This is a genomic window from Microbacterium sp. NPDC058062 (assembly GCF_042885375.1).
Taxonomy (GTDB): domain Bacteria; phylum Actinomycetota; class Actinomycetes; order Actinomycetales; family Microbacteriaceae; genus Microbacterium; species Microbacterium trichothecenolyticum_C.
This window is the reverse complement of record NZ_JBHVSC010000002.1, coordinates 301,604-324,267: the sequence shown is the minus strand read 5'-3', so window position 1 is coordinate 324,267 and position 22,664 is coordinate 301,604. Positions and strand designations below refer to the sequence as shown.

17 protein-coding genes are annotated in these 22,664 nt (G+C 72.2%); 10 read left to right on the top strand and 7 right to left on the bottom strand.

From position 1 onward, the window contains the following. Positions 1–53 precede the first annotated feature (53 nt). On the bottom strand, positions 54–527 hold the full coding sequence (locus ACFVSU_RS06210) for an 8-oxo-dGTP diphosphatase (protein ID WP_387139579.1): 474 nt from the start codon (positions 525–527) through the stop codon (positions 54–56). 111 nt (positions 528–638) lie between these two features. Between ACFVSU_RS06210 and ACFVSU_RS06205 the strand changes: the two genes are divergently transcribed. The 3 genes from ACFVSU_RS06205 to ACFVSU_RS06195 all read left to right on the top strand — a co-directional run bounded on the left by ACFVSU_RS06205 (position 639) and on the right by ACFVSU_RS06195 (position 5,834). After that, positions 639–1,787, top strand: coding sequence for an exonuclease SbcCD subunit D (locus ACFVSU_RS06205; protein ID WP_387139576.1), 1,149 nt, complete (start codon positions 639–641; stop codon positions 1,785–1,787). Beyond that, a complete protein-coding gene (locus ACFVSU_RS06200; protein WP_387139573.1) occupies positions 1,784–4,792 on the top strand; it encodes an AAA family ATPase in 3,009 nt (1,002 codons plus the stop codon). The genes ACFVSU_RS06205 and ACFVSU_RS06200 overlap by 4 nt, the downstream gene beginning before the upstream one ends. A 190-nt stretch (positions 4,793–4,982) precedes the next feature. Continuing rightward, on the top strand, positions 4,983–5,834 hold the full coding sequence (locus ACFVSU_RS06195; RefSeq protein WP_387139570.1) for an SGNH/GDSL hydrolase family protein: 852 nt from the start codon (positions 4,983–4,985) through the stop codon (positions 5,832–5,834). A 7-nt stretch (positions 5,835–5,841) separates the two neighbouring features. Here the strand turns inward: ACFVSU_RS06195 and ACFVSU_RS06190 are convergent, their stop codons facing one another. Continuing rightward, a complete protein-coding gene (locus ACFVSU_RS06190; protein WP_387139567.1) occupies positions 5,842–6,399 on the bottom strand; it encodes a nucleoside phosphorylase in 558 nt (185 codons plus the stop codon). Between the two features lie 68 nt (positions 6,400–6,467). Here ACFVSU_RS06190 and ACFVSU_RS06185 point away from each other — a divergent pair, with 68 nt between their 5' ends. Continuing rightward, complete coding sequence (locus ACFVSU_RS06185) at positions 6,468–8,003, top strand: MFS transporter (RefSeq protein ID WP_387139564.1); 1,536 nt, start codon at positions 6,468–6,470, stop codon at positions 8,001–8,003. Positions 8,004–8,032: 29 nt separating this feature from the next. On the opposite strand, the gene ACFVSU_RS06180 is transcribed toward ACFVSU_RS06185, so the two are convergent. After that, entirely contained in the window at positions 8,033–9,517 is a 1,485-nt protein-coding gene (locus tag ACFVSU_RS06180) for a lipase maturation factor family protein (RefSeq protein ID WP_387139561.1), read from the bottom strand. A 4-nt stretch (positions 9,518–9,521) separates the two neighbouring features. Next, positions 9,522–10,994, bottom strand: a complete 1,473-nt coding sequence (locus tag ACFVSU_RS06175) for a phytoene desaturase family protein (RefSeq protein WP_387139558.1) — start codon at positions 10,992–10,994, stop codon at positions 9,522–9,524. 147 nt (positions 10,995–11,141) lie between these two features. Here ACFVSU_RS06175 and ACFVSU_RS06170 point away from each other — a divergent pair, with 147 nt between their 5' ends. Continuing rightward, on the top strand, positions 11,142–11,720 hold the full coding sequence (locus ACFVSU_RS06170) for a hypothetical protein (RefSeq protein WP_387139555.1): 579 nt from the start codon (positions 11,142–11,144) through the stop codon (positions 11,718–11,720). Positions 11,721–11,768: 48 nt separating this feature from the next. On the opposite strand, the gene ACFVSU_RS06165 is transcribed toward ACFVSU_RS06170, so the two are convergent. Then, positions 11,769–13,829 (bottom strand): NAD(+) synthase, encoded by a 2,061-nt coding sequence (locus tag ACFVSU_RS06165; RefSeq protein WP_387139552.1) that lies wholly within the window; start codon positions 13,827–13,829, stop codon positions 11,769–11,771. A 96-nt stretch (positions 13,830–13,925) separates the two neighbouring features. Here ACFVSU_RS06165 and ACFVSU_RS06160 point away from each other — a divergent pair, with 96 nt between their 5' ends. From ACFVSU_RS06160 to ACFVSU_RS06145, 4 genes are all read left to right on the top strand, one after another. After that, positions 13,926–17,555 (top strand): TM0106 family RecB-like putative nuclease, encoded by a 3,630-nt coding sequence (locus ACFVSU_RS06160; protein WP_387139549.1) that lies wholly within the window; start codon positions 13,926–13,928, stop codon positions 17,553–17,555. 103 nt (positions 17,556–17,658) lie between these two features. Then, positions 17,659–17,979 (top strand): DUF3467 domain-containing protein, encoded by a 321-nt coding sequence (locus ACFVSU_RS06155; RefSeq protein ID WP_310285386.1) that lies wholly within the window; start codon positions 17,659–17,661, stop codon positions 17,977–17,979. A 218-nt stretch (positions 17,980–18,197) separates the two neighbouring features. Beyond that, the gene (locus ACFVSU_RS06150) at positions 18,198–18,758 is read left to right on the top strand and encodes a hypothetical protein (RefSeq protein ID WP_387139546.1); all 561 of its coding nucleotides are present in this window, start codon (positions 18,198–18,200) and stop codon (positions 18,756–18,758) included. Further along, positions 18,755–20,020 carry a type III PLP-dependent enzyme gene (locus tag ACFVSU_RS06145; RefSeq protein WP_387139543.1) on the top strand — a complete coding sequence of 422 codons (1,266 nt, stop codon included), beginning with the start codon at positions 18,755–18,757 and terminating at the stop codon, positions 20,018–20,020. Before ACFVSU_RS06150 ends, ACFVSU_RS06145 begins: the two co-directional genes overlap by 4 nt. A gap of 18 nt (positions 20,021–20,038) precedes the next feature. Here the strand turns inward: ACFVSU_RS06145 and upp are convergent, their stop codons facing one another. Then, positions 20,039–20,671 carry a uracil phosphoribosyltransferase gene (gene upp, locus ACFVSU_RS06140; RefSeq protein ID WP_387139540.1) on the bottom strand — a complete coding sequence of 211 codons (633 nt, stop codon included), beginning with the start codon at positions 20,669–20,671 and terminating at the stop codon, positions 20,039–20,041. A gap of 99 nt (positions 20,672–20,770) precedes the next feature. Here upp and tadA point away from each other — a divergent pair, with 99 nt between their 5' ends. Beyond that, positions 20,771–21,202 (top strand): tRNA adenosine(34) deaminase TadA, encoded by a 432-nt coding sequence (tadA, locus tag ACFVSU_RS06135; protein WP_387141261.1) that lies wholly within the window; start codon positions 20,771–20,773, stop codon positions 21,200–21,202. A gap of 79 nt (positions 21,203–21,281) precedes the next feature. On the opposite strand, the gene ACFVSU_RS06130 is transcribed toward tadA, so the two are convergent. Continuing rightward, on the bottom strand, positions 21,282–22,616 hold the full coding sequence (locus ACFVSU_RS06130) for a DUF222 domain-containing protein (protein WP_387139537.1): 1,335 nt from the start codon (positions 22,614–22,616) through the stop codon (positions 21,282–21,284). Positions 22,617–22,664 lie beyond the last annotated feature (48 nt).

Below are 22,664 nucleotides of genomic sequence, written 5' to 3'. Positions count from 1 at the left end.
AGGGTGCATCGCCGGAAGACGCGAACCCGGCAGGCGGCGACGTCGCCGCGCGGTCACTCCGCGGTGAGCACCACCGTCGCGAGATCCGCCCCGAATGTGAAGCGCGCGTCGACCGTGCCGCCGCGGAGCACGCCCGGCAGCCACCGCGAGGCGTCGTCCCACATGCGCGCGTACGGCACGGCGTCGAGGCCGTACCACTGCGGCGTCATCCCGTCGCGCTCGACGGGATCGCCCTGCCACCTGCGGCACACGAACACCGTCGCCTGCTGGGACCATGCGCGCCGGGTGGGGAAGTGGTACTCGACCGTTCCGGCGACCTGCAGATCGGATGCCGCGACCCGCACGCCGACCGACTCCCGGGCCTCGCGCACGGCGGCCTCGTCGGCGCCCTCGCCGGGGTCGACCAAGCCGCAGATGCCGACCACCTTCCCCTGGCCGAGCCCGGTGCGCTTCCGGCCCAGCAGCACCTCGGCGCCCTGCGGTCCGCGGCGCAGCAGGAACACCACGCAGACCCCGGGCAAGGACATGGCTCGAGGGTACGCGCCGGAGGCGCCGCACCGACGCGGAAACCCCGGTGGTTCGCGGGTCCGCGGCCTGCCTCGCGGGCGATGTCAGGGGCCGAACGTACCGTGATGAGCATGCGGATCCTGCACACCTCGGACTGGCACATCGGGCGGTCGTTCCACGGCCACTCGACGCTCGATGCGCTGCGCGGTGTGCTCGAGGCGCTGGTCGCGCAGGTGGCTGAGCGCGATGTCGACCTCGTGATCGTCGCGGGCGACGTGTTCGACTCCGCGACCCCCGCGGCGCGCGCGTACACGCTGCTGACCGACGCGCTGCGCGGCCTGGCCGACGCGGGTGCGACCGTCGTCGTCACGAGCGGCAACCACGACTCGGCGGCCCGGCTCGGCTTCCAATCGGGCTTACTCCGCGACGGCGTCCACGTCATCACCGATCCCGCCGCCATCGGCGCCCCGGTCACCGTCCACGACGAGCACGGCCCGGTGCACGTGTACGGCATCCCGTACCTCGAGCCCGTGCTCCTGCGCGGTGCCTGGCCCGGCGTGCGCACGCAGGCCGACGTGCTCGCCCACGCGATGGACCTGGTGCGGACGGATGCTGCGGCCCGGGGCGCGCGCTCGATCGCGGTCGCGCACTGCTTCGCGGCGGGGGTCGAGCCGACGCCGCACCTCGAGCGCGACATCCAGCAGGGCGGACTCGACATCGTTCCGCTGTCCACCTTCGATGGCGTGGACTACATGGCCCTCGGCCACATCCATGGGCGTCAGCGGCTCTCGCCGCGCGTGCGATACGCCGGGGCGCCCCTGCACTACAGCTTCGACGAGGGGCACAAGCCGCGCGGGTCGTGGCTCGTCGAGCTCGGCGCCGACGGACTCGGCGACGTGGAGTGGCTGCCGCTCCCGGTGCCGCGCGCCCTCACCACGCTGACCGCGACGCTGGACGAGCTGCTCACCGACGAGCGCTTCGCGACCCACGTCGACGACTGGGTGCGCGCCGAATACACCGATCCGCTGCCGCAGCGCGACCCGATGCGGCGGCTGCTCGCCCGATTCCCGTTCTGCGCCGAGGTGCGTCACGCTCCGGTCGCGACGCGCATCGACGACGCACGCACCTACGCCGAGCGCGTGCGCTCCGCGCGCAACGACGCCGAGCTCGTCGACGCCTTCCTCTCCCATGTGCGCGAGGGAGAAGGCGCGTCGATCCGCGAGGCGGAGCTCGTCGGCGAGCTGCTGGAGCAGCGCGCGCGGGTGGAGGCGACCGCGTGAGACTGCACCACCTCGAGCTCACCGGCTTCGGGCCGTTCCGCGAGAAGCAGAGCGTCGATTTCGAGTCGTTCGAGCACGACGGCATCTTCCTCATCGCCGGACGCACCGGCGCGGGCAAATCGAGCATCCTCGATGGCGTCTGCTTCGCGCTGTACGGGAGCGTGCCCCGCTACGAGACGGGCGACAAGCGCCTGCGCAGCGACCATTGCGCACCCGAGGACCCGACGGAGGTCCGCCTCGAGTTCACCGTCGGCGACCGCCGCTGGCGCGTCACCCGTGCCCCGGAGTACCAGCGGCCGGCACGCCGCGGCGGCGGGCTCACCACCGAGCCCACGCGCGCCGAGCTCGAAGAGCTCGTCGAGGGCGCGTGGATCGGCCGCGCGGCGAAACCCCGCGACGTCGGTCTGTTCCTCGACGAGGTGCTCGGGCTCAACGCGCAGCAGTTCCAGCAGGTGATCCTGCTCGCGCAGAACCGGTTCTCGAAGTTCCTCCTCGCTTCCGGCACCGAGCGGCAGTCCCTGCTGCGCGCCCTGTTCGGCACGCGTCGCTACGAGGAGTACGCGCGTGAGCTGGGTGAGCGCAGCAAGGCGGCGCAGCATGAGCTCGACGCGCTGGGGGAGCGGGCCCGCACCCTGCTCGATCAGGCGGAGCGCCTGATCGCGGCGCACGAGCTGGTGCCGGCCGGCGAGGCAGAGGGCGACGCTCGGCTCGACCTGGCCGCGCGGCGCGCGGCCGTCGACCTGGGGCAGCAGCGTTCGTCGTACCGCCTCGACACTCTGACGCGCGAGCGCGCCGCTGCGGACGACGCCCGCACCGTCGCGGAGGCTGCGCACGCCGAGCGGGTCGCGCTGGCGAAGGCGCAGGCCGAGCTCGGCCGCGCACGGGACCGGCTCGCCGTGCTCGAAGAGGCCGGCCCGCAGATCGCCGACGACCGTCGGCGACTGACCCGGGCCCGCTCCGCAGAGCTGCTGCGCGCGCCGCTCGAGACGGCCCACCGAACCGAGCGCAGTGCGGTGGCGACGGCCGAACATGCCGCGTCGGCCGATGCGGCATGGGCGCGTGCGGTCGCGGGCACCGATGACGCACGCGCCGACGATCTCGCCGCGGTGGTCGAGCGCCTCACCGGCGAGCTGGCCGTGTGGACCGCGGCCCTCGCGCAGGAGGCGGCCCTGGCCGACGGCGAGACGCGGAAGACGGCTGCGGCCGCGGAGGCGACGCGGCTCGAGGCGGATGTCGTCGCCCTCGATGCACAGCGGGCGCAGGTGCCGGCCGAGCTCGAGCGCATCGACACGGAACTCGAGACCGAGCGCGCGGCGGCGTCCCGCCGCGATCCCGCGCGCGTGCGCCACGACGAGATCAGCGGGCGCCTTGCGGCCGCGGTCGAGGCCGAAGGGCTCGCCGCCGCCCAGCGCGCGGCCGAGATCGTCCATCGCGACGCGGCCGCGGCTGCCGCTGCCGCCGCCGCGAGGGTCGCCGCGCTCCTCCAGCTCCGTCTCGACGGCTATGCGGGCGAGCTCGCGACGACGCTCGTCGAGGGTGAGCCCTGCGCCGTGTGCGGAGCGACGGCGCATCCCTCGCCGGCCGCGCCGGCCGACGAGCCGGTGACCGACGAGCTCCTCGCGGCTGCCGAAGCCGAGCGCGACGCGGCGACCGCGCACGAGCGCACCGCGGCGGACGCCGCCAAAGCCGCGCGGGAACGCCATGGAGCGGCCGCCGCTCGCGCCGGCGGCGAAGGCGTCGAGGCGCTCCGCGAGCAGCTGGCCGCTGTCAGCACCGATCTGGCCGCCGCCGAGCGCGCCGTCGAACGCCGCGACGCGCTGGCGGCCCGGCGCACCGAGCTGGCGGCGCTCGACCTCGAGGCCGAGGCATCCCGCGCGTCCCTGACGGAGCGACTCGCCGAGGCACGCACCCGGATCGCGGCGCTGGAGGAGCGGGTCGCAGCTGCACGAGAGGCGGTCGACGCGGCCCGCGGCGAGCACGCGAGCGTCGCCGACCGCGTCGCGCACGCCACCTCGATCCGCGACGCGGGCCGCGCGGCGGTCGACGCCCGCGCCGAGGCGCACCGCGCGGCGACCCTTGCCGCGCAGGCGCGCACGGACGTCGAAGAGCGGGTCGCAGCATCCGAGTTCGCCGATGCGGCCGAGGCGAACGCCGCCCTTGCCGCACCTCGCGACGTGGAGGCCGTCGCCGAGCGGGTCTCGGCGCACGACACGCAGCTCGGCGCGGCGCGGGCACGCATGCTCGAGCTCGAGCTCGAACTCGCGGGCGCGCCGACCGAGCGCGTCGACACCGCGGCGTCGCAGGCCGCCCTCGCGGCCGCCGACGCGGCACGCACCGACGCGCTCCGCGCGGAGAGCGACGCCCGCACGCTGGTGACGGGACTCCGCGATCTCGCGATGCAGATCGACCAGGCGTACGCCGGCGTCGCCGCCCGGGCCGCAGACGCCGCAGCCATCGCCCGGCTCGCCGACACCGTCGCGGGGCGGGCGCCCAACACGATGAAGATGGACCTCGAGACGTTCGTGCTCGCCGCCGAGCTCGAAGAGATCGTGGCCGCCGCGAACCTGCGGCTCGGCGACATGTCGTCCGGGCGGTACCGGCTGCAGCACACCGATGCGCGGGCCGCGCGCGGCGCCGCCTCCGGCCTCGGCCTCGAGATCATGGACGCCTTCACGGGTCAGTCCCGTCCGGCGCAGTCGCTGTCGGGCGGCGAGACGTTCCTCGCGTCGCTCGCGCTGGCCCTCGGGCTCGCCGAGGTCGTCACCGCCCGCGCGGGCGGGGTGCGACTCGACACCCTGTTCGTCGACGAAGGCTTCGGCTCACTTGACGAGGAGACCCTCGACCTCGCGATGCGCACCCTCGACGAGCTGCGACAGGGTGGGCGCACCGTGGGCGTCATCAGCCATGTGGCCGCGATGAAGGAGCAGCTGCCCGCGCAGCTCGCGGTCGAGGCGACCCCTGCCGGGCCGAGCGTCATCCGGCAGGACGCGGCCGCCCGCGTCTGAGCAACGGACTCCGCGCCCGGCCCGCGCGGCACAGGGTGGGTCTTCTCCCACTGTCGCCGGGGCGATGCACGGGTGTATCGTTCGCGGCAGATCGCTTCCTGGGGGATTCGCGATCCCGCCCGACCGCCGGCGCTCGTCCGGCCGCGGCCGTTCGCCGCGCCCTCTCGTTACGACGACGTACGGAGTCGACATGCGTTCCACCACTCGGGCGCGCCGCGCCCTCGCCGCGTTCGCGGCATCCGCCCTCCTTCTCACCGGCACGCTGAGTGCCGCCTCGGCCGCGCACGCCGCCCCTGCGCCGGCGACGATCACCCGGATGGCGGCGCTCGGGGATTCGATCACGCAGGCGGCGATGACGTGTTCGAGTCTCACGTCGTGTCCGACCAACAGCTGGTCCACGGGGTCCACGACGTCGGTCAACTCGCACCTGCAGCGGCTCCGGGCGGCCGGGTCGGCAGGCCTCGTCAACGTCTTCAACGACGCCAAGTCGGGAGCCGGGTCATCAGCGCTCCCCGCGCAGGCGCAGCTGGCCGCCGGACAGGGAGCCCAGTACGTCACGATCGAGATCGGCGCGATCGACGCCTGCACCCGGACGGTGGCGCAGATGACCACGGTCGACGCATTCCGGACCAACGTGCAAGCGGCACTCGCCACCCTGGCCGCGAGTGCCGGGGCGCCGGAGATCTTCGTGGCGAGCATCCCGAGCCTGCAGCGCCTCTACGACATCAACAGGTCGAGTCTGTCTGCTCGTCTCGCCTGGTCGCTGCTCGGCACCTGCCAGTCGATGCTCGCCAACCCGAGCAGCACCGCGCCCGCCGACGTGCAGCGCCGCACGCTGGTGCAGCAGCGGGTGACCGACTTCAACAAGGTGCTGGAGGCCGCCTGCGCCGCCACCGCGAAGTGCCGCTTCGACGGATACGCGGTCGCGAACTACGCGTTCGTGAAGTCCGACATCTCGACGCGCGACTACTTCCACCCGTCGCTGTCGGGCCAGGCGACACTGGCGAACATCACGTGGGCGAAGACGCAGTGGGTCTCGTGAGGCGGGGTCAGACGCCGTAGTCGGCGCGGATGCGGTCGCGCAGCTGGTGGCTGCAGGCGGTCACGGCGGTGCGCCAGTCGGTGATCGCGCCATCCTGGGCGCGATCTGAGACGGCCTTGAGCACGCGGATCGGCACGCCGAACCGCTGCGCGACCCAGATGTAGGCGTACGTCTCCATGTCGACGAGGCCGGCGCCGAGCGGACGGATGACCTCCACGGCCTCGGAATCGTCGACGAAGTGGTCGCCGGTGGCGATCGTCACGCCGTCGGCGTCGAGCTCGACGCGCGCCGGCAGCGACACGTGCTGGCCGACGATCCCGTCGATGTCGGTCACGTCGTGCTGCAGGGCGGCCGAGATCTCGTAGACGGAGGCGTCGAGCCGCGCGTCGATCGCCCCCGCGGTGCCGACCACCACGATCTCGTCGTAGGCGGTCGCGTCGAGCGCGCGGGTGAGCGCGTAGGTCGCCTGCAGCTTGCCAGGGCCGGTGACGAGGCGGTCGAATCCGTCGAGGTCTTCCGGGAAGGCGACGAGCTCGGAGGCGAGGGCGGCGACGAGGAGTCTCACCCTCCCATCATCTCCCGCGCGCCGGGGTTTCCGCCCGCCGCGCCGCGGACGGGGTTAGCCTGGGCGGGATGTCCCAGCCACAGCCGACGCCGCAGAGAACCTCGAGTGCGGCGCGCGCCGTGCCGGCCACGACCGCCGTCATCCCCCTCTCGCACGGCGCCCGCTGGCGCGCGTTCTGGGTCTGCGTGTCGGTCGCGGCGATCACCATCCTCGACATGACGAAGGTCAACGTCGCGCTGCCGTCGATCGGCGAGGTGCTCGGTGCGAGCTCGACGCAGCTGCAGCTGATCGTGTCGGGGTTCGTCCTCACCTTCGGGCTCGTGCTCGTGCCGATGGGACGCCTGGGCGACCAGCGCTCGCGGCGCACGCTGTTCGTCGTGGGCCTCTCGCTCTACACGGTCACGAGCGTGCTGTGCGCGCTCGCACCGACCGCCGAGCTGCTGCTGATCGGGCGACTGCTGCAAGGCGTCGCTGCGGGCATCCAGATGCCCCAGGTGCTCGGCATGGCCCAGGAGCTGTTCCAGGGGAAGGAGCGCGCCCGCGCCTTCGGACTCTTCGGCGCGACGATCGGCATCGCGACGGCCTTCGGCCCGACGCTGGGCGGTCTGCTCATCGCGCTCGGCGGGCCGACGAACGGCTGGCGGCTCATCTTCTGGATGAACGTGCCGCTGTGCCTCATCGCGATCGCGCTCGCGCTGTGGCTCTTGCCCGACACCCGCACGAGGTCCCAGCGCAAGGTGCAGCTCGACCCGGTCGGTGTGCTGCTGTTCGGCGCGAGCGTGATCTCCCTCATGTGGCCCTTCCTCTTCACCACCGGTGCGCCGACCGACAACCCGGCGCGGTGGTGGCTGCTCGTCGCTTTCGCGCTGTTCGCGTCCGCGTTCATCGCGTGGGAGCGCCGCTACGCGAAGCGCGGCCGCAACCCGCTCATCCCGCTCGGCCTCTTCCGCATCACTTCGTATCGCAACGGCACGCTGCTGCAGACGGCGTACTTCACGGCGGCGCCGGCGATGTTCCTCGTCACGACGCTGTTCCTGCAGCTCGGCCTCGGGCTCGCCCCGGTGTACGCGGGGATGGTCTCGATCGGGTTCGCGCTCGCCTCCGCCGTCACCTCGTGGATCGGCGGCAACCTCGTCAGCACGCACGGCCGCGTGGTCGTGGTGTGGGGTCTCGCCGGCATGCTGCTGTGCGTCGGCGGGCTGGTGCTCGCGGCGCTCTACAGCGCCCCCGCGTGGACCCCCTACATCGCCGCCGCCGTCATGACCGTCGGCGGCGCGGGCGGCGGTCTCGTGATCGCGCCCAACCAGGCGCTCACTCTCGGAGATATCCCGGTCAAGCAGGGCGGCCTCGCCGGCTCCGTCGGGCAGCTCGGCCAGCGCATCGGCGCGGCGGTCGGCACGGCGGTCGCGCTGTCGCTGTTCTACGCCGCGATCTACCGTGAGTCCGGCTCCCACGACAGCCTCGTCGTGTACCACGACGCGTACGCCTTCGGGATGCTGTCGGTCGCGGTCTTCCTCGCGCTCGCGTTCCTGGTGGCCATCGTCGACCTCACCGCGCGCCGCACCGCTCGCGAGCGCAAGGCCGCCGTCGACCCCGTTCCCTGACCCCGCGCCGGCGACCCTGGGTGCCGCTCTCAGCGGCGGAGGGACGCCGGTCCCATGACCGCACGCCGCCGGTCGCGCTTCCACCGGGCGTGCGTCTCGCGGAACTCCGCACGCGTCGTGAAGCGGTAGCGGTATGACACCGCCCGCACCCATCGCGGCTTCTCACCCGCGAACGGGTCGTGGGCGAGCAGGCGGAGGGTCGCAGCATCCGCTTCCAGAAGCCGCACCAGGAAGGCGGTGAACCAGTCGTCGAGCGACCGGCCGAGCGGGAGGAACCACATCAGCCAGTCGAGGCGCAGGTGGTAGGGCGCGAACTGCCGCGGGATGCGGTGCACGTCGCCGGGCTTTCCTTTGAACCCGTACTCGTGCCACGTCGCGGTGTCGGGGTCGTCGTCCATCGTGCCCTCGACGACGATCTCGATGCGCTCCTTCGTGACCGTTCCGAATGCGCCGTAGGCGTTGGCGAGCTGCCACCGGTTGAACGAGGCGTTCATGAGCTGGCGCCTGGCGAACAGGTTCTGCAGCGGCCACCAGCTGATCACGAGATACAGCACGCCGACCGCGCACGTGATGACGAGCCAGTACACGGGGATCGCGTCGAACACGCCGGGAGGACTGGACACTGCGTGCCCCTGCTCCGATCCGATGCCCGGCAGCCCGATGGCCGAGAAGGCGAGCACGATCGTCATCCAGTTGAGCCAGGCGAAGTTGCCGGTGACCACGAGCCAGGCCTGGGTCGCGATGACGATCGCGGCCGCCACCGCCCCGACGATCGCGGGCACCGGTCCGGGCACGAACAGTCCGACGAGCGGCGCGAACAGGAACCACGGCACCACCAGCTGCGCGAAGTGGTTGCCGAGCACCTCGCCCTTGTGGAACCAGCGGGGGAGGAGGTGCGCCTGCCGGCTGAGCGGCGCCGGCATCGGCTGCGTCTCGTGGTGGTAGGTGAGCGCGGTGAGGTCGCGCCACTCGCGGCCGCCGCGGATCTTGATCATGCCCGCGCCGAACTCGAGCCGGAACACGAGCCACCAGAACAGCACGATCACGACGACCGGCGGCGGCTGGTCGTCCGACCCGAGGAACGCCGCGAGGAACCCGGCCTCGAGCAGCAGCATCTCCCAGCCGAATCCGTAGAAGGTCTGCCCGATCGACGTGATGGACATGTAACCGAGCCACAGCGCGAGGAAGCACAGCATCGGCACCCACGGCGGACCGAGCTGCGGGAGCCCGACGACCAGCGTCGCGGCGATCACGATGCCCGCCCCGCACAGGGTGACGAGCCTGCGGTCGGTGTACCCGAGGAAACGGAAGAGGGTGGGGCGCAGCATCCGTGCCCCTCTCTTCGAGGTGCGCACCCACTCGAGGAGTTCCGGCGCCGGCAGCAGCCCGTGCTCGCCGAGGAGCGGGCGGAACTGGTTCAGCGACGACGCGAACGCGACGACGAACAGGGCCGCGACGCCCCGCTGCAGCACCTGTCGAGCGAACTCGAAGTCGACCGCGGCGAAGGCGTCCACGGGGTCACGCTCCGAAGAGATCCCCGAGCTCGAGGCGGTCGCCGCGATGACGCGCGCGATCGTGCAGCGCCTGGCGCGCGGCGTACCAGCCCGGCATGCCGGTGACGCCGGGTCCGGGCGGGGTCGACGCCGACGCGAGATACACGCCGCGCAGCGGTGTGCGCCACGGCGTCGTCGAGATGACGGGGCGCCGGATCGCCTGCGCGAACGTGAAGGCGCCGCCGAGGATGTCGCCGCCGATGTCGGCGGGGTTGTACGCGGCGCGCTGGGCGGCGGTCATCGCGTGGCTCGCGAGGATGCGGTGACGGAATCCCGGGGCGAAGCGCTCGACCTGCCGCACGACGGCTTCGGTCGGGTCGAACGTCGACCCCGCCGGAACGTGGATGTACGCCCACAGCACGTGCTTGCCGGCTGGCGCGCGCGTGCCGTCGAGCACGCTCGGCTGCACCGTCAGGACGTACGGCCGGTCGGTCAGCCCGCCCCGCGCCACCGCGTTCTCGCTCGCCTCGACCTCCTCCCGCGTGCCGCCGAGGTGCACGGTGGGGGCCAGGGCGACGTCGGGGTGGGCCCACGGCACGGGTCCGTCGAGGGCGAAGTCGACCTTCGCGGCGGCCGGGCCGTACCGGTACTGCCGCACCGCGTGCGCGTACCGCGCGGGAAGGTCGGGGTGCGTGAGGAGGAGCCGCGGCGTCGTGTCGAGCAGGAGCAGGTCGCCGGCGTCCGGGTCGCCCCAGTCCAGCCCCGCGAGGGACTGCACGTGGGTGCCCGTCTCGACGGCGCCGCCGTGCACCTTCAGGTCGTCGACGAGCGCGTCCGCGATCGCCTGCGAGCCGCCGCGGGGGAACGCCCAGCCGTCGGCGGAGTGCCCGTGCGCCGCGAGGAAGAGCCCGGACGCCGCACCTCCGAGCGAGGGCAGCGGGGTGTTCGCGTGCGCGAGCACCCCCGTGAGCAGCGCGTTCGCCTCCTCGGTGCGGAAGGTCCCGCGGCCCAGGCGCGTGCCGAGCTGCAGGGCGCGCAGCCCGAACCGGACGGTGGTGATCGGATGTCGCGGCCACCGCAGCAGCTGAGACCCGGTGAAGTCCACCAGCCCGCCGAGATGACGGCTGAGAGGGCGCAGGACGCCGCGCCACGCACGGCCGTCCGGGCCGAGGGCATCGGCGGTGCGCTCGATGTCGCGCCACGCGATCGCCGCGCGTCCCCCGTCGAGCGGCTGCGCGTACGAGGCGAGCGGGTGGATCCAGCCGACCCGCTCGTGGATGCCGAACGCCCGGAAGAAGGGCGACGACAGCGCCGCGGGATGCACGGCCGAGCACACGTCGTGGCGGAAGCCGGGAAGCGTGAGCGCCGCGGTGCGGACGCCGCCGCCGATTGTCGTGGCGGCCTCGAGCACGCGCACCTCGTACCCGGCGCGCGCCAGCGCGACCGCGGCCGACAGCCCGTTGGGTCCGCTGCCGATCACCGTCGCGCGCCTTGCCATGACCCCATCCTTCCATCGGGGTCCGCCGGCGGGAGGGGATTGACGTCCCCGGATCCCGCCCCATCGACGTGGCGTGGCGATCTTCCTCACCGCGCCGCACGGGGTCAGGATGGAGGGGCGGACGGTCCGCGGAGAATGAGGTGGATCATGCAATCGGTGCTTCTCGAGACTCCGGCAGGAATCACGGCGCGGCTCGGCTGGGACCCCAAGCTCTCGGACCACGACCGCAAGCGCGCCCTCGCCAAGGAGATCGTCGCGACGAAGCTCGGCGTCGACCCGAAGGATGTGCGCGTCGAGCGCGAGGCCCCCCGGACGTTCGGGTTCCACACCCAGCTCATCGCCGAGGTCGACGGCGCCGAGGTGCCCCTGAAGATCCGCAACGTCAACTTCCGCGCGGCCACCGTCGTCGCGGTCGCCGACGCCGACGCCTCGCTCGGGCTCGACCTGCGCGACGCGCATCCCGACGACGCCGAGCTGCACCTCATGAAGCGGCACTCGCACCTGCTCGACGAGAACGACCTCGGCAAGCTCCTCGCCCACTGGACCCGCGTGCAGGCCGTGCGCGACGCCGACGGCCGCGGCGCCCGCGTCGCCGCCGATCACGTGCGCCTGGACAGCCCGCTGACGAAGGGCTGGATCCCCGACCGCAAGGTCTTCTACAAGCTCGCGGACCTGTCCCGCGACAGTTGGATCATCACGCTCGCCTACAACCCGGCGCCCGCCTGAGATCGGACTTCGTAGGGACGGATGCCGCTGCCCGCGGCATCCGAATCCTCAGTCCTTCACGAGATCGGGGAGGGCGGCCCTCAGCTCCGCGAGCCACACCCGGGCGTTGCCGTCGGAAGGGGCGCGCCAGTCGCCGCGGGGTGACAGCGACCCGGCGGGCGACACCTTCGGCCCGTTCGGGATCGCGGAGCGCTTGAACTGCGCGAACGCGAAGTAGCGCTTCAGGAACACCTGCAGCCACTTCGCGACCGTGGGCAGGTCGTAGGCGTAGCGGTCCTCGTCGGGGAAGCCGGGGGGCCACGCGCCCGCCTGGGCATCGCCCCACGCGTGGGCGGCGAGGTAGGCGATCTTCGACGGCCGGAACCCGTACCGGAGGATGTGGAACAGCGCGAAGTCGTGCAGCGCGTAGGGGCCGATGCGGTCCTCGGTCGACTGCATCTTGCCGTCCTGGCCCATCGGGACGAGCTCGGGCGAGATCTCGGTGTCGAGCACCGACTGCAGCACCTCGGCCTCGCGGTCGTCGACGCCCTCGCGCTCCGAGATGACCCAGCGGATCACGTGCTGGATGAGGGTCTTCGGCACGCCGGCGTTGACGGCGTAGTGGCTCATGTGGTCGCCGACGCCGTAGGTCGCCCAACCGAGGGCGAGCTCCGACAGGTCGGAGGTGCCGATGACCATGCCGCCGTGGTGGTTCGCGAGGCGGAAGAGGTAGTCGGTGCGCAGGCCCGCCTGCACGTTCTCGAACGTGATGTCGTGCACGGGCTCGCCGTCGGCGAACGGGTGCCCCAGGCGCTCGAGCATCTCGATCGCGAGCGGCCGGATGTCGATCGTCTCGATCGACGCGCCGACCGATTCGGCGAGGGAGATCGCGTTGGACTTCGTGTGCTCGCTCGTTGCGAAGCCGGGCATCGTGTACGCGAGGATGTCGCTGCGCGGGCGCCCCATCAGGTCCATGGCGCGCGCGACCACGAGCAGCGCGTGGGTCGAGTCGAGTCCGCCGCTCACGCCGATCACCGGCTTTGGGCCGCCGATCGCGCGCATGCGCTGGACGAGCCCCGAGACCTGGATGTTGAACGCCTCGTAGCAGTCCTGCGCAAGGCGGGCGGGATCGTCAGGCACGAACGGGAACCGGTCGAGCGTGCGGCGCAGGCCCACGTCGGTACGCGGCGGGTCCAGTCGGAAGTGCACGGTGCGCAGCGAGGCATCCGCCCCCGTGGCGCGGCGGTTGTCGTCGAAGGTGCCCTGGCGCAGGCGGTCCTGGCGCAGGCGGTCGAGGTCGACGTCCGCGATCGAACGGCGCGGACCGTCGGGGAAGCGCTCGGTCTCGACGAGCAGGTTGCCGGCCTCGTAGATCATGGTCTGGCCGTCCCACGAGAGGTCGTTCGTGGACTCGCCCGCGCCGGCGGCGGCATACGCGTAGGCGGCGAGGCAGCGCAGCGACTGCGACTGGCAGAGATCCTTGCGATCCTCGGCGCGCGCGATCGTGATCGGGCTGCCGCTGAGGTTGAGGAGCACCGTGGCCCCCGCCAGTGCCGCGCGCGACGACGGCGGGATCGGCACCCACACGTCCTCGCAGACCTCGGCGTGCACGACGAGACCGGGGACGTCGAGCGCCTCGAACAGAAGGTCGGGCCCGAACGGCGCCTCGAGCTCGCCGACGCGGATGTCCTGCCCGTCCTGGTCGTCGCCCGGCGCGTACCAGCGGCGTTCGTAGAACTCGCGGTAGGTCGGCAGGTACGACTTCGGGGCGACGCCCAGCAGCTCGCCGCGGTGGATCACGACGGCGCAGTTGTAGAGGCGGTTGCGATGGCGCAGCGGCGCGCCGACGACGAGCACCGGGAGGAGATCGACGGATGCCTCGACCAGCCCCTCGATCGCGGTGACGACCGCGTCGAGAACGGGGTCCTGCATGACGAGGTCGTCGATCGCGTAGCCGGTCAGGCACAGCTCGGGGAAGACCGCGACGGCGACCGCGTCGGCATCGCACACGCGCGCGGCCTCGAGCACGGCGTCGGCGTTGGCGGCGGGGTCGGCGATCTCCACCGGGATCGTGCACGCCGCGACCCGGGCGAACCCGTGCCGGTATGCGCTGTCGAAGGGCAGGCTCATGGGGTCAAGTCTGGCAGGTGGGGCATGGGGGCGGAGGTGGAGCATGGGGCAGAGGTGTCGGCGGCCGCGGCTATCGTCGTCACAGAAGGGCGGGGTATGCGATACATCGAGGACGAAGGACGGATCGTCTGGAGCGCGAGCGATCTCAAGACCGCTGCGGAGTGCGAGTTCGCGTGGCTGCGCGCGATCGACGCGCGACTCGGGCGTGTGGCCGCGGTGGAAGACCCGGAAGACCTCACCCTCGAGCGCGCCGGTCGCCTCGGTACGGTGCACGAGCGCCGCGTGCTCGCCGACTACCTCGAGCGCTACGGGGATCGCGTGGTCGAGATCCCCGAGACGCGATCATCGGATGCTGCGGCCCTCGCCGATGCGGTCGCCCAGACGAACGCCGCCCTCGCGTCGGATGCCGAGGTCGTCTACCAGGCCGCGTTCTCGACGGAGTCGTTCGTCGGCTTCGCGGATTTCCTCGTCCGCGACGAGGCCGGGCGCTGGCTCGTGCAGGACACCAAGCTCGCGCGCCACGCGCGCGTGACCGCCCTCATGCAGCTGGCGGCATACGTCGACCAGCTCGACCGCCTCGGAGTGGCGCGCTCCGGCCGGGTGCAGCTGCTGCTCGGCGACGGCAGCGTCAGCGAGCACGAGGTCGACGACCTGCTGCCCGTGTTCGCGCTGCGGCGCGAACGGCTCGCCGCGCTCATCGCGGACCGCCGCCTCGACCTCGGGGCGGCGGGGGATCCGATCGCGTGGGGCGACCCGCGGGGTGAGCTCGGCGTCGTCGCGTGCGGGCGCTGCGCGACGTGCGACGCCGAGGTCGTGGCATCCCGCGATCTGCTGCTCGTGGCGGGTATGCGCCCCGTGCAGCGCGAGCGGCTGCGTGCCGCCGGCATCGAGACGATCGAGCAGCTCGCCGGGGCGCCCACCGGGCCGGCGGGCATGAACCCCGATGTGTTCGCGTCGCTGCGCACGCAGGCGCGCCTGCAGCTGGAGAGCCCGGCGGGCACTCCGCCGCTCATCGCACCGAAGCCCGTGCCGCACGAGGTCGTCGTGGCGGAGAGCGTGCTCGCAACGGACGGCGCGTCGGTCGCCCAGGCGACGGTGGCCGCCGTGCTCGAGGCTCCTGTGGCCGTTCCTGCTCCGCCGATCCCGGTGTTCGAGGTCGTCGCTCCTCAGGCGCTCGGCGCGCTTCCGCGGCCCGACCACGGCGACCTGTTCTTCGACTTCGAGGGCGACCCGCTGCACACCGAGCCGCCGACGCCGGGGGAGCCCACGCAGTGGGGTATCGACTACCTGTTCGGGTGGGTCGACACCCGCGAGCAGTACACCGCGCTGTGGGCGCACTCGTTCGCCGACGAGAAGCGGGCGCTCGAGACGTTCCTCGACATCGTGAACCTCCGCCGGCAGCAGTTCCCCGGCATGCACATCTACCACTACGCGCCGTACGAGCCGACGCACCTGCTCGCGATGGCGGCGCGCCACGGCGTGCGCGAGGCCGACGTCGATCGCCTCCTGCGCGACGGCGTGTTCGTCGACCTGTACCCGATCGTGCGCCGGGCACTGCGCGTCGGCTCCCGCTCGTACTCGATCAAGAAGCTCGAGCCGCTCTACATGGGCGAGGAGGTGCGCACGAGCGACGTGCAGAAGGGCGACGACTCGATCGTCCGCTACGTCGAGGCGCGTGCGCTGCAGGCCGACGGCGCCGAGGCCGAGGCTGGCCTCGTGTTCGATGACCTCGCCGACTACAACCGCTACGACTGCGTGTCGACCCGGCGCCTGCGCGACTGGCTCGTCGACCGTGCGCGCGAGGCGAAGCTTGTGCCGTCGCCGAATCCCGAGCCCGACGAGCGGGCGTACGAGCCGTCGCCGCGCGCGACGCTGCTCGACGCGCTGGCGCTCGACCACCCCGAGGATTCGGTCGAGGCCCGTTCGCTGCGGCTCGGCGCTGCGGCGATCGACTACTACCCGCGCGAGGCGAAGTCGTTCTGGGCCACGCACTTCCTGCGTCTGCGCGAGCCCGTCTCGCTGTGGGACGAGACCCGCGACGTCGTCGCGATCGATCCCGCGCGCAGCGTCGTGCGCGAGGACTGGCACTTCCTCGAGAGCGGCAAGGGTGGTGAGCGGCGCATCGTGGAGCTCCGGGGCGACCTCGCCCCCGGCACACGGCTCAGCGAGGGCTCGAATCCGTTCGCGCTGTACGAGCTGCCCGCACCGTTCCCGTTCGAGGCGTCGCCGCGGTGGATCCATGCGTACCGGTCGGTGACCGTCGTCGAGGTGCGCGACGACGGCGCGGTGATCGAAGAGACCGCCGTCGACGGCGTGACGTGGAGCGACCTGCCCCTCGCGCTCACCCCGCAGGCGCCGCCCGCCGCCGGCAACCAGCAGAAGGCGATCGACGCGTGGGCCGACGCCGTCATCGCGGCCGCGCCGGATCTTCCGGCCGACCCGGCCACCGACATCCTGTGCCGTCGTCCGCCGCGCACGCTCACGGGGAATCTGCCTGCCGCAGGGGCGGACGCCGTCGACGCCATCGCGCGCGCCGTGCGCGATCTCGACCACAGCTACCTGGCCGTGCAGGGCCCGCCAGGAACCGGCAAGACGTACGTCGGCTCTCACGTGATCGCCCGCCTCGTGCGCGATCACGGGTACAAGGTCGGCGTGGTCGCCCAGGGGCACGCGACCATCGAGCACCTCCTGGATCGCGTCATCGCGGCGGGGGTGCCGGCGGTCCGGGTCGGCAAGGCCCCGAAAGACGCGACGGCCGAGCACGCGTTCACCGTGCTCCCCAAGAACGGCGTGGCCGCGTTCACAGCCGAGCAGGCGGCATCCGGTTACGTCATCGGCGGCACCGCGTGGGACTTCAGCCACGAGGGCCGCGTGCCGCGCGGCAGCCTCGACCTCCTGGTCGTCGACGAGGCCGGGCAGTTCTCGCTCGCGTCGACGATCGCGGTGTCGCTCGCCGCGCCCCGGCTGCTGCTGCTCGGCGATCCGCAGCAGCTGCCGCAGGTGAGCCAGGGCACGCACCCCGCCCCCGTCGACACGTCGGCGCTCGGCTGGGTCATGGACGGCGCCGACGTCATCCCGCACGAGTACGGCTACTTCCTCGCCGAGACGCGGCGCATGCGTCCCGAGGTCGCGGCGCCCGTGTCGACGCTGTCGTACCGCGGCGAGCTCGAAGCCCACCCCTCGACGGCGCTGCGTCGCCTCGACGGCGTCCCCGCGGGCCTCGTACCTCTTGCGCTGCGTCATCACGGCAACGCGACGCAGTCGCTCGAAGAGGCTGCGGAGGTCGCCCGGCTCGTCACCGATCTGATCGGCCGGGAGTGGACGGATGTCGCCACCGACGACTCCGACGGCTCCTCGGTCGCGCTGCCGCCGCGGCCGCTCGAGCAGCAGGACCTCATCGTCGTCACGCCGTACAACGCGCAGCAGGTCGCCGTCGAGGCGGCCCTCGCCGCAGCAGGATTCCCCGACGTGCCCGTCGGCACCGTCGACAAGTTCCAGGGCAAGGAGGCCGCCGTCGCGATCGTGTCGCTGGCGGCCTCGAGCGGGCGCGACGCGCCGCGCGGACTCGAGTTCCTGCTGCTGCGCAATCGCCTGAACGTCGCGATCTCGCGCGCGATGCACACCGCATATGTCGTGTACTCGCCGGGGCTCCTCGACGATCTGCCGTACACCCCCGAAGGTGTGGCGCGTCTGAGCGGTTTCGCGCGGCTGGTCGGCCGGGGCTGAGGCCCGCGTAGACTCGCGCTCACAGTCGAACACGTCGCACACCACAGCCCCCGAGCGTCTCGCACCGGTCAGGGACGAGACACCCGCCCGAACAGGAGCCCGCATGGCCGACGACGCCGCGCAGCAGTTCGAGATCGACCTTCCGCCCGAGCTCATCGGTGGCAACTACGCCGACTTCGCGAACGTGTGGCACACCCCGACGGTGTTCGTGATGGACTTCCTCACCCTCGCGCAGCCGCCGCGCGAGCAGGTCGACGCCGAGACCGGCCAGCGCCACACCGTCGTCCCGGCGCGCGTCGTCAGCCGCATCCGCATCCCACCCGACCAGGTGTTCGAGCTCGCGAAGGCGCTGACCCAGCAGCTGGAGTTCTGGGAGCGGGAAACCGGTCGCCGCAACCCGCAGGAGCCCCCGCTCGGCGACTGAGGCGGTGCCCGGGAGACGCGTCCGAGAGGCGCACCGCTAGACGGCCGACAAGGCGAAAGTCAACCCCTTTGGGCGAAAAAATCTCGCCACGTAACCTTGCCACGCGTCGTAAAAAGCGCAGAGGCGCGGTATCCGTTCGGCGAGGGGCGGATGCCGCGCCGCCGCATATCCGGTATCACTGCCTGTGCTTCCTCCTCTGACACACGGAGGGGGACGACATGACCACGATCGACCAGCCGCTCGCGACGATCGCGACCACGCCGGAGCCGGCGGCCCAGACCGAAGCGGCGATGGATGCTGCGCCCCGGCGCCGCGGAATCGTCTTCTGGATCGTCCGCTACCTGCCCGCCGAGGTCGCCGGAACCGCCGCGATGGTGGTCGGGGGACTTCTCGCCACGCTCTGGACCGACGCGGCACCGCTCATCGCCGTGGCGGCCCTCCTCGGCGAGATCATCGGCTTCTATGCCGTGCTCGCGGTCACGATCTACATCGAGCAGGCGCCCGTCTCGGCGACACGGCGGCGGGCTGTCGGCCGCACCGCGGTGCTGCTGGTGGCGGAATTCGGCGCGGCCGAGCTGCTCGACACCTTCCTGGTGCGCCCGGCGGCACTGATGCTCGGCGTGTGGCTCATCCCCGATCCGCTGTGGGGCATGCTCGCCGGCAAGATCGCCGCCGACATCGTGTTCTACGCGGTCGCCGCCGGCGCCTTCACCGTCACCGCAAAGACCGGCCTGCGCGACGCACGTCGCCCCGCGGTCGTGAAGGAGGTGGCGACGTGAATCTCGCGGCCCTCCGACGTGAGCCCCGCACGACGCGGGCGCTCGAGAGCAGACGTCGGGCCGAGGCATCCGCTCTGCTGTCGTCCGTCGCGGCTCGCGCGGCCATCGCGCTGCACGGGACACCGCTGCTGCTGCTCGATCCGGAGCGCGTGCGCCGGCAGTACCGCCACCTGCGCAACGCACTGCCGTTCGTCGGGTTCCACTACGCGGTCAAGGCGCTCGCCCACGACGCCGTGCTCGACGTCCTCGACGATGCGGGCTGCGGGTTCGACGTCGCGACCGGCGAGGAGCTGGAGATGCTGACGCGACGCGGTGTCGCGGCATCGCGCATCATCCACACGCACCCGATCAAGAAGCCCTCCGAAATCGCCGAGGCGCTCGCCGCGGGGGTCCGCACCTTCGTGGTCGACAACGACGTCGAGATCGAGAAGTTCCGCGGTGCACCGAGCGACACGCGACTGCTGGTGCGTCTCGCCTACCGCAGCCCGCACGCGAAGAGCGACCTGTCGAGCAAGTTCGGGGTCGGGCCGTTCGAGGCGGCGCATCTCGTCGAGCGGGCGCACGCCGCGGGCATCACGGTCGCCGGCTTCAGCTATCACGTGGGCAGCCAGCTGGACGATCCGGCCCGCTTCGCGACGGCGGCCGCCGACACGCTCGAGCTCATGGGCATCCTCGAGCGGCGCCTCAACGTGCAGTTCGACACCCTCGACATCGGCGGCGGCTTCCCGGCGTCGTACGACTCCGAGTCGGCGGCCATCGAAGACGTCGCCGCAGTGCTCCGCCCGGTGCTGGAGCCGCACGCGCGGCGGCTCGACATCATCGCCGAGCCCGGCCGGGTGATGGTGGCCGATGCGATGACCCTGGTCACGAGCGTCGTGGGCATCGCCGAGCGCGGTGATGGTCGCTGGTACTACCTGGACGACGGGCTCTACGGCTCGTACTCGAACGTGCTCACCGAGGACGTGCACCCGCTCGTGTTCGCCGAGCGAGACCTCACCGGCAGGCGAGATGCGGCGAACCATCGCTGGGCGACCCTCGGGGGCCCGACCTGCGATTCGTCGGACGTGATCGCGCGCGAGGTGCTGCTGCCCGACCTGGCGGTCGGCGACCTGCTGGTGAGTCCGACGATGGGTGCGTACACGACGGTCACCGCGACGCGATTCAACGGTCGCCCGTTCACACCGGTCGCCGTGGTCGGTCGCGGTGCGACGACCGCCGAGGTCGCCGTGGCGTCGGACGTGCGCCGCGTGCCGATCGTGTGATCGAACGGATGCCGCGGGTCAGACCGTGCCGTACAGCCGGTCGCCGGCGTCGCCGAGCCCGGGCACGATGTAGCCCTTCTCGTTGAGACGCTCGTCGAGCGCACCCAGCACGAGGGTGACGTCGCGGCCGGCGACCTGCTTCTCGATCGCCGCGACGCCCTCGGGGGCGCCCAGGATGCAGATCGCGGTGACGTCCTGCGCGCCGCGGTTGAACAGGAACTCGATGGCCGCGCCCAGCGAGCCGCCGGTGGCGAGCATCGGGTCGAGCACGAAGCACTGGCGGTCGCTCAGGTCGTCGGGCAGACGCTCGGCGTAGGTGGACGGCTCGAGCGTCTCGTGGTCGCGCACCATGCCGAGGAAGCCGACCTCGGCGGTCGGGATGAGCTTGACCATGCCTTCGAGCATGCCCAGGCCGGCACGGAGGATCGGCACGACGAGGGGGCGCGGCTCGTCGATGCGGACGCCGGTCGTCGTCGTCACCGGCGTCTGGATCTCGATCGGCGCGACGCGGACGTTGCGGGTCGCCTCGTAGGCGAGCAGTGTCACGAGTTCCTCGGTGAGCTGGCGGAACACCGGCGACGGGGTGCGCTGGTCGCGCAGCACCGTGAGCTTGTGGGTGATGAGGGGGTGGTCGGCGACGTGCAGGCGCATAGAGACAGGTTAGTGCGTCGCGGTGCCCGAACCCGGGGCGAGTTCTTCGCGGGCGGCTACGCTCGTGCTGTGCTTCCCGCCCCCACCGACCTCGCCGCGATGGACCGCGCGCTCGCGCTCGCCGAGGCCGCAGGTGAAGCGGGGGACGTTCCCGTAGGGGCGGTGGTGACGGATGCCGCGGGCACGGTGATCGGCGAGGGCCGCAACCTCCGCGAGGTCGAGCACGATCCGACCGCGCACGCAGAGGTCGTGGCTCTTCGCGCGGCGGCAGCGGCGCGCGGCAACTGGAACCTCGAGGGGTGCACGCTCGTCGTGACCCTCGAGCCCTGTGTGATGTGCGCGGGCGCCGTGCTCCAGTCGCGCATCTCGCGGCTCGTCTTCGGCGCCTGGGACGAGAAGGCCGGCGCCGCGGGCTCGGTGTACGACGTCGTGCGCGACCGGCGCCTGCCCTATCGGGCAGAGGTCGTCGCGGGCGTGCGCGAGGACGCAGCATCCGCTCTCCTGCGCAGCTTCTTCGACGCGCGCCGCTGATACGGGGGACAGCCCCGCGGGTTTACTCGAGCCACGGTGATGTTCACGGCGCGTCGGCTGTCAGTCGGGCGCGTCGTCGTCAGAACGGAGCCTCGGCGGTCAGCCGCTCTTCGAGATCGGGACGTGGCGACGGTCGCACCGTGAAGGTCGGGACCTTTCGTTCGGGGCGCACGACGTAGCGGCGTCCGGTGGGAGACGTCCAGGCCACCGCTCCGCCGGAGCCTTCGATCTGCCGGACCTGCCAGTCGGTGTTGTCTTTGACGAGGTGATGCCCTTTGCAGAACGGCAGGGTGTTGTCGAGGCAGGTCTCGCCGTCGTCGGCCCACCGGATCTGGTGGTCGATCTCGCATCGGGAGGCGGGCATCGAGCAGCCCGGGCCCATACATCGGTCGGCGCGCCATCTGACAAGCCGCTTCAAGGGTGCGGGCGGTGGATAGCTGTCGCGGCCGACGGAGAGCACCATTCCGGTCTCGGGGTGGGTGAGCACCCGCATCCACCGGCTGTCGCCGCCGCAGAGTTCGCGCGCCTTCGACAGTGGGATCGGGCCGACGCCTTCCACCACCGGCGGGTCGCCGGCGACGGCGTACTCGTCGTCGAGCAGGGCGAGCACCGGGACGGTGACGACGATCTGCGCGCGGACGCCGGACGCCGCCGCAGGCAGGTGGTCGCTAGCGCCGTCGACGAGCAGGTCGGTCGCGACGTCGGCGCGCAGCTGGTCGAGGGTGCGGGTCTCGCCGTCGACGCGTGCGATCGCCTTCGCCATCTGGGTGAGACGGCCGTGGATCGCGTGGATCTCGACCTCGGGCGCGAAGATCCACAGCCCGGCCATGCCATCCTGCCCCCGCTCGACGACGATCCGCCGCGCTCGGATCGCGTGCTGGTGCCGCTCCTCCAGGGTCGTCGCCTGGGCGGTCTCGATCAGAGTGCGCAGCGCCCGCCTGAACGTGCCCACCGGTTCCGATTCGGCCAGCGGAACCGCGCGTTCGAGCAGCCTCTCCCGCAGCTCCGGCGGCGCCTCGTCGAGAAGATCGGCGATGATCTCGGCGTGCTTCTCAGTGATGCGCCCCGCGCCGAGGGCGTCGAGTGCGGGCCGGTAGCGCCGCACCAAGGCTTCGGCCTGAACGATCAGTCGGCCGGCGGCGTACTCGGTGACGCGCATCGCGGACGCCAGCTCAAGCCGGATCGACCGCTCCACGATGTCGCGCACTCCATCGCCCCGGCCGGTCGCCTCACGCAGCAATTCGCGCCGCATCGAGTCGATCCGCGTCAGCCGCTCGGCGGCGAAGACCGACATCATCGTCGCGGTCTCCACCACCAGATCCACTGCATCCGGGATCGGCGGGATGCGGTCCTCCGCGGTCTCGATTGCCCACACGCCGGCCTCGTTCTCGGGTGGAGGAGGCATCGGCGACATAGACTCAGCATAGAACAAATATTCGAATCTTACAATCATCACATTCGA

Coding starts and splice junctions, on each gene's coding strand:
- ACFVSU_RS06150 (WP_387139546.1), top strand. CDS start 18,198: ATGACCACGATCGACCAGCCGCTCGCGACGATCGCGACCACGCCGGAG.
- ACFVSU_RS06155 (WP_310285386.1), top strand. CDS start 17,659: ATGGCCGACGACGCCGCGCAGCAGTTCGAGATCGACCTTCCGCCCGAG.
- upp (WP_387139540.1), bottom strand. CDS start 20,671: ATGCGCCTGCACGTCGCCGACCACCCCCTCATCACCCACAAGCTCACG.
- ACFVSU_RS06175 (WP_387139558.1), bottom strand. CDS start 10,994: ATGGCAAGGCGCGCGACGGTGATCGGCAGCGGACCCAACGGGCTGTCG.
- ACFVSU_RS06165 (WP_387139552.1), bottom strand. CDS start 13,829: ATGAGCCTGCCCTTCGACAGCGCATACCGGCACGGGTTCGCCCGGGTC.
- ACFVSU_RS06195 (WP_387139570.1), top strand. CDS start 4,983: ATGCGTTCCACCACTCGGGCGCGCCGCGCCCTCGCCGCGTTCGCGGCA.
- ACFVSU_RS06210 (WP_387139579.1), bottom strand. CDS start 527: ATGTCCTTGCCCGGGGTCTGCGTGGTGTTCCTGCTGCGCCGCGGACCG.
- ACFVSU_RS06185 (WP_387139564.1), top strand. CDS start 6,468: ATGTCCCAGCCACAGCCGACGCCGCAGAGAACCTCGAGTGCGGCGCGC.
- ACFVSU_RS06205 (WP_387139576.1), top strand. CDS start 639: ATGCGGATCCTGCACACCTCGGACTGGCACATCGGGCGGTCGTTCCAC.
- ACFVSU_RS06160 (WP_387139549.1), top strand. CDS start 13,926: ATGCGATACATCGAGGACGAAGGACGGATCGTCTGGAGCGCGAGCGAT.
- ACFVSU_RS06170 (WP_387139555.1), top strand. CDS start 11,142: ATGCAATCGGTGCTTCTCGAGACTCCGGCAGGAATCACGGCGCGGCTC.
- ACFVSU_RS06130 (WP_387139537.1), bottom strand. CDS start 22,616: ATGTCGCCGATGCCTCCTCCACCCGAGAACGAGGCCGGCGTGTGGGCA.
- tadA (WP_387141261.1), top strand. CDS start 20,771: ATGGACCGCGCGCTCGCGCTCGCCGAGGCCGCAGGTGAAGCGGGGGAC.